The sequence below is a fragment of the Nitrosospira sp. CT genome (assembly GCF_059489795.1).
On sequence record NZ_JCAHZJ010000052.1, the window covers coordinates 1 to 4,971 of the forward strand.

1 protein-coding gene is annotated in these 4,971 nt (G+C 57.3%); it reads right to left on the reverse strand.

Annotated features, from left to right (window positions below):
• Positions 1-4,971: amino acid adenylation domain-containing protein (locus tag AC52W5_RS08795; protein ID WP_495670725.1), on the reverse strand; the 4,971-nt coding region annotated here is incomplete at both ends.

Consider the following 4,971-nt stretch of genomic DNA (forward strand, 5'->3'; position numbering starts at 1 on the left):
GGCGGTCGAGCAGATCGCCCAGGCTCTCTTCCAGGGCCTTGCGATCCAGCAGGCCGTCGAACGGCAACACTGTGCTCAGGTGATAAACCGTGCTGCCAGGATACAGTTGCTCGAAAAACCATAGCCTTTGCTGGGCAAACGACAACGGACAGGGACCGATTCTCAATCCCGCAGGAATTCCCGGCTCTGCAGGGTTTTTGCCTGACTGCTGACGGATTGCATGAGCAAAACCGGCAACAGTTGGAAACTCGAACAGCTGGCGTAACGGAACTTCCGTGCCAAAAACATCCCTGATTCTTGAAATCACCCGTGTCGCCAATAACGAATGACCACCCAGTTCAAAAAAATTATCCTCCACCCCGACCGCATTCAGGTTGAGAACCTCTGCCCAGATTCGCGCAATTCGTACTTCTTCCTCATTACGCGGCATTAGGGGCGCGCGCCCGAGATCAGGCCGCGACTGGTCAGGAACCGGCAGCGCGCGACGGTCTATCTTGCCACTGGGGGTCGTTGGCAGGCTCTTCAGAAAAACGAATGCCGAAGGCACCAGATACTCGGGGAGCCGCTCGATCAAATACCGGCGAAGATCAGCGGCAGCAGGCAGTTCAATCCGGGGCACCACGTATGCGACCAGCCTGCGGTTGCCGGGGTCGTCCTCGCGCACTGTCACGACGGCCTCGCGCACTGAAGGATGGTTAACAAGCACTCCCTCCACTTCCCCTGGCTCCACGCGAAAGCCGCGAAGCTTGATCTGATGGTCGAGACGGCCGAGAAACTCGATATCGCCACCAGGAAGATAGCGAGCCAGATCCCCTGTTCTATAGAGGCGGCGGTCCGGGTAGTCAGGGTCGGTTACAAATTTTTCCGCAGTCAGCTCGGGACGGTTGAGGTATCCCCGCGCAAGACAGTCTCCCCCGACATGAATCTCTCCTGGTACGCCGACGGGTACGAGACGTTTATCGGCGTCGAACAGGTGGATGCGCGTATTGGCGATCGGGCGGCCAATGGGAGGAAGAAGGGGCCAGCCGTCTGCCGCGCCAGCGAGCGTATAAGCGGTAACCACATGTGTTTCCGAAGGGCCGTACTGGTTATGCAGCTTGCAGGCGGGAAGCCGCGAGAAAAGCTTGCGGATGGGAGGAGTAATCTGCAACTGCTCCCCGGCTGTAATGATTTCACGCAGGTTCGCCGGAAGCGTTGCGAGCCGCGAGGCGGCTTCGGCCAGTTGCTGTAGCGCAACGAAAGGAAGATATAGCCTGTTGACGTCCTTTTCTTCTATCAACTGCCATAGCGCCTCCGGATCCTGGCGCATCGTTTCCTCAGCCAGGATCAAGGTCGCGCCAGTGCAAAGGGCAGAGAAAATCTCCTGGAACGCAACGTCAAAGCTCAGTGGTGCAAATTGCAGTGTAACTGCGGCGGGATCAGGTTTATCGCTTTGCCAGGCCGTCAGATTGACAAGCGTTCGATGCGGCACAGCTACTCCCTTCGGCTTGCCAGTGGAACCGGATGTATAGATGATATAGGCCAGATTCTCCGGTTTCGGCCGGACATGCGGTGTGGTCTCCGCTGACGAAAGTGGTTCGTCCATGTAAAGCACGCAATGAGGAGGTAATCGATCAACCAGCGTACGCTGGGTAAGCAGTAAAGGCGCGCCACTGTCTTGCAGCATGAAGGCGAGCCGTTCACGGGGATATGCCGGATCAAGCGGCAAGCAGCCTCCCCCTGCAATAAGGATAGCGATTACACCGATCACCATCTCAGGCGAACGTTCGAGGCAGAGAGCCACGGGGATATCCGGGCCTACCCCGCGGCTGCGCAAATGGTTGGCAATGAGGTGGGCCCGATCACTGATTTCACGATAAGTGAGCCGGGAATCCCGAAAGACGACCGCGATCGCGTCAGGTGTACGCGCAGCCTGTTCCAGAAAAAGCTCGTGTATGCAGCAGGTGTGCCGATATTTGCGCTCGTTACGGTTCCAGTCCATGAACTGCCGCCGCTCCGCGTTTGAGAGTAACGATAGATCGGCCACAGAACCAGATGGGTTTGCCGTTAGGCCTTCCAGCAGCATGCGCCAGTGGTTGAGTATGCGCATGACTATGTCGTCGGTAAAACGTGCACGGTCATACAGGAGCTTGAGCAGGAGGGATTCACCGGGCGCCGCAACTGCCGTCAGTGGGTAGCTGGTACGTTCGACGGAGCGTGTTTTACTGTCGGTTTCACTTCCCTTCGTGGGTCCGCGCAGCGGATAGTTCTGGAAGACCAGCAGACTTTCGAAAAGCGGCATTCCCGCAGCGACCTCACTCAGGCGCTGCACCTCCGCAAGGGGGCTGTATTCGTATTCCCTGTCTTCGAGCTGGTGTTTTTGCAATTCCTGTAACCACTCGAGGACGGTCATGGAACTGGAAACCGAAATGCGCGAGGGCAGCGCATTGATGAAAAGACCCACCATCGATTCGACATCAGGAATGGCTGCGGGCCTTCCTGCCACGATGACACCGAACACGATGTCGTTTTCCCCGCTGTACCGACTCAGCAGCAGCGCCCAGGCGGCCTGGCACAGTGTATTTAAAGTAAACCGGTTTTCGCGCGCAAAAGTTTCCAGGTGGGAGGTTAAGACTGTCGACAGATGAATATATTTTTCATCATATCCCCCAGTTGCCTTGGCTCCTGGTTGGACCCGGTCAACGGTCAGGGGTGTCGCCGCGGAAAAACCCGCGAGCCTTCGCTTCCAGTAAGCCTGCGCGGCATTCCGGTCCTGGTTCCGCAGCCAGGCAATATAATCCCGGTAGAGGCGTGGTGGAGGAGGGTCATGCTGGATTCCCCGTTCCATCGCGTCATAGAAATCTCCCAGTTCAGAGAAGAGAACAGGCACGCTCCATCCATCCAGGAGAACATGGTGGTGGCTCCAGATGAACTCGAATTGATTTTCAGCGGTGCGTATCAGAACGATGCGCATCGGCGGCGCTTTGGAAAGATCAAAACCCCGCTTCCGGTCGTTTTGAAGGAACTCTTGGAGTTGTTCTCCTTTTCGTGGACTTCCACGCCAGTCAAGGTATTGGCAGTCCAGTTGCGCATCCCGGTGAACGATCTGCAAGGGCGCATCCAGGCCTTTCCAATGAAACGTCGTTCGTAGCACGGGATGTCGGGCCACCAGGCGCACCCAGCTTTGCTCAAAGGCTTCGACGTTGATACCGTTCTGGAAGCAATGATGGAGTTGTTCAACATAGATTCCCGAATCCGGATCGAGAAGGGTGTGAAAGAGCATTCCCTCCTGCATTGGCGAGAGGGGATAAATATCCTCGAGATCCGGGTTGTCGGCGAGGAGTCCCTTCAACTGAGAGTGGTCAAGATTTGAAAGTGGAAAATCCATTGGCGAAAGCGCGCTCTCCCCTTGGAACGGGCAGTAGTTGACCAGTTCGCGCAGTTTTTCCATGAACACCGTCGCAAGCGCCTCGATGGTGTCGCGGTGATGTACCGCTTCGCTGTAAATCCAGGACAGGTGCAGCCGATCGGCGAAAATTCCGCCGTTGATATCGATAAGATAGCGGCGCCGGCCGCTTTCGCTGCAGGCCGGTCCGCGGAGATCATCCTCCCTGGCGTCCGGATCGGCACCATGCTCGAACTGCCCGAGGTAGTTGAAGCTTATCTGTGCTTCCGGCAGTCTTTTCAGGTATTGTTCAGCCTCGCCTTCGCTCATGTACCGTAGCAGCCCGTAACCAATGCCCCGACGGGGAACCGCATGCAGGCGTTCCTTGATTTGCCGCAGTGCAGCGCCATGATCGGCGCAACTGCTGACATCAAGGGGCACCGGAAAGATCGTGGTAAACCAGCCGACTGTTCTGGACAGGTCGACATCATCGAAGATGGCTTCCCGCCCGTGTCCTTCCAGATCGACAAGCGTGACGTCCGATTCTGTCCACCGGGAAAGAGTGAGGGCAAGAGCAGTAAGCAGTATTTCTTCCGCTGTGCTGTGATGAGCCTGGGCGGCCTCCCTCAGCAAGCGTTCCGTTTCCCTCGGTTCGAGAGTAACCGCCACCATGCGGCTTGAGCCCGCAGTGTTGACCTCAGGCGGGGCCGGCCGATCGGTGGGCAACGGGACGGCATGTGAAGGCAGCGTGGTTAGCCAGTATGCCGCTTCTTCCCGAAGCTCCGCTGACCCCGCGTATGCTGCAAGCTTGCGCGCCCAGAATGTGAAAGCGGTGGTTTTGGATGGCAGAAGTGGCGGATGATCAGCCGCGGCGCTGAGGGTTTCCAGGTCTTCGAGCAGGATGCGCCAGGAGATGCCATCAACGGCAAGATGATGGATTGCGATCAGCAACAGAGGTTTCTCGTCCACTCCAAAGTCGAATAGCTCAGCCCGCAGCAGGGGCCCGCGGGTAAGATCGAGGCTCGCCTGCACCCTCGCTGCGTGCGTCGCTATAGCTGCGGCCCGTTGCGGTGGAGTAATTTCCGATAGGTCGGTGCGGCGATAAGGAATCTCGGCAGGTGGATCCGCAAGTGTCTGAATCCATTCTTCCCCGGTATGAAAGAAACGCAGCCGCAAGGCGTCGTGATGCGTCAGAAGCTGAGCGAAAGCGTATACCCATCGAGCATCATCGATATCGGGAGAGGCTTGCAGTAGTACCGCCTGGTTATAATGCTGTGGGTTGGCCAGTTTTTGCTCGAAAAACCAGTGCTGGATAGGCGTAAGCGGGGCAGTTCCCGGAACTGTTTCCTTTTCTGCCGGAATGGGGGCGGTATTCACGACGGTCAGCAATCCGGCAATCGTTGGCTGCTCGAATATCTGGCGGGGCGTGAAATGCAGTCCTGTGCATCGGGCTCTGGCGACAATCTGAATCGCCAGAATCGAGTCTCCCCCCAATTCGAAGAAATTATCGTGGATGCCGACCTTTGGGATACGCAACAGCTCGGCGAATATATCCGCCAGGCGCTGCTCGTCCTGGGTTCGTGGCGCAACGGCTTCGGTTTCCCTCA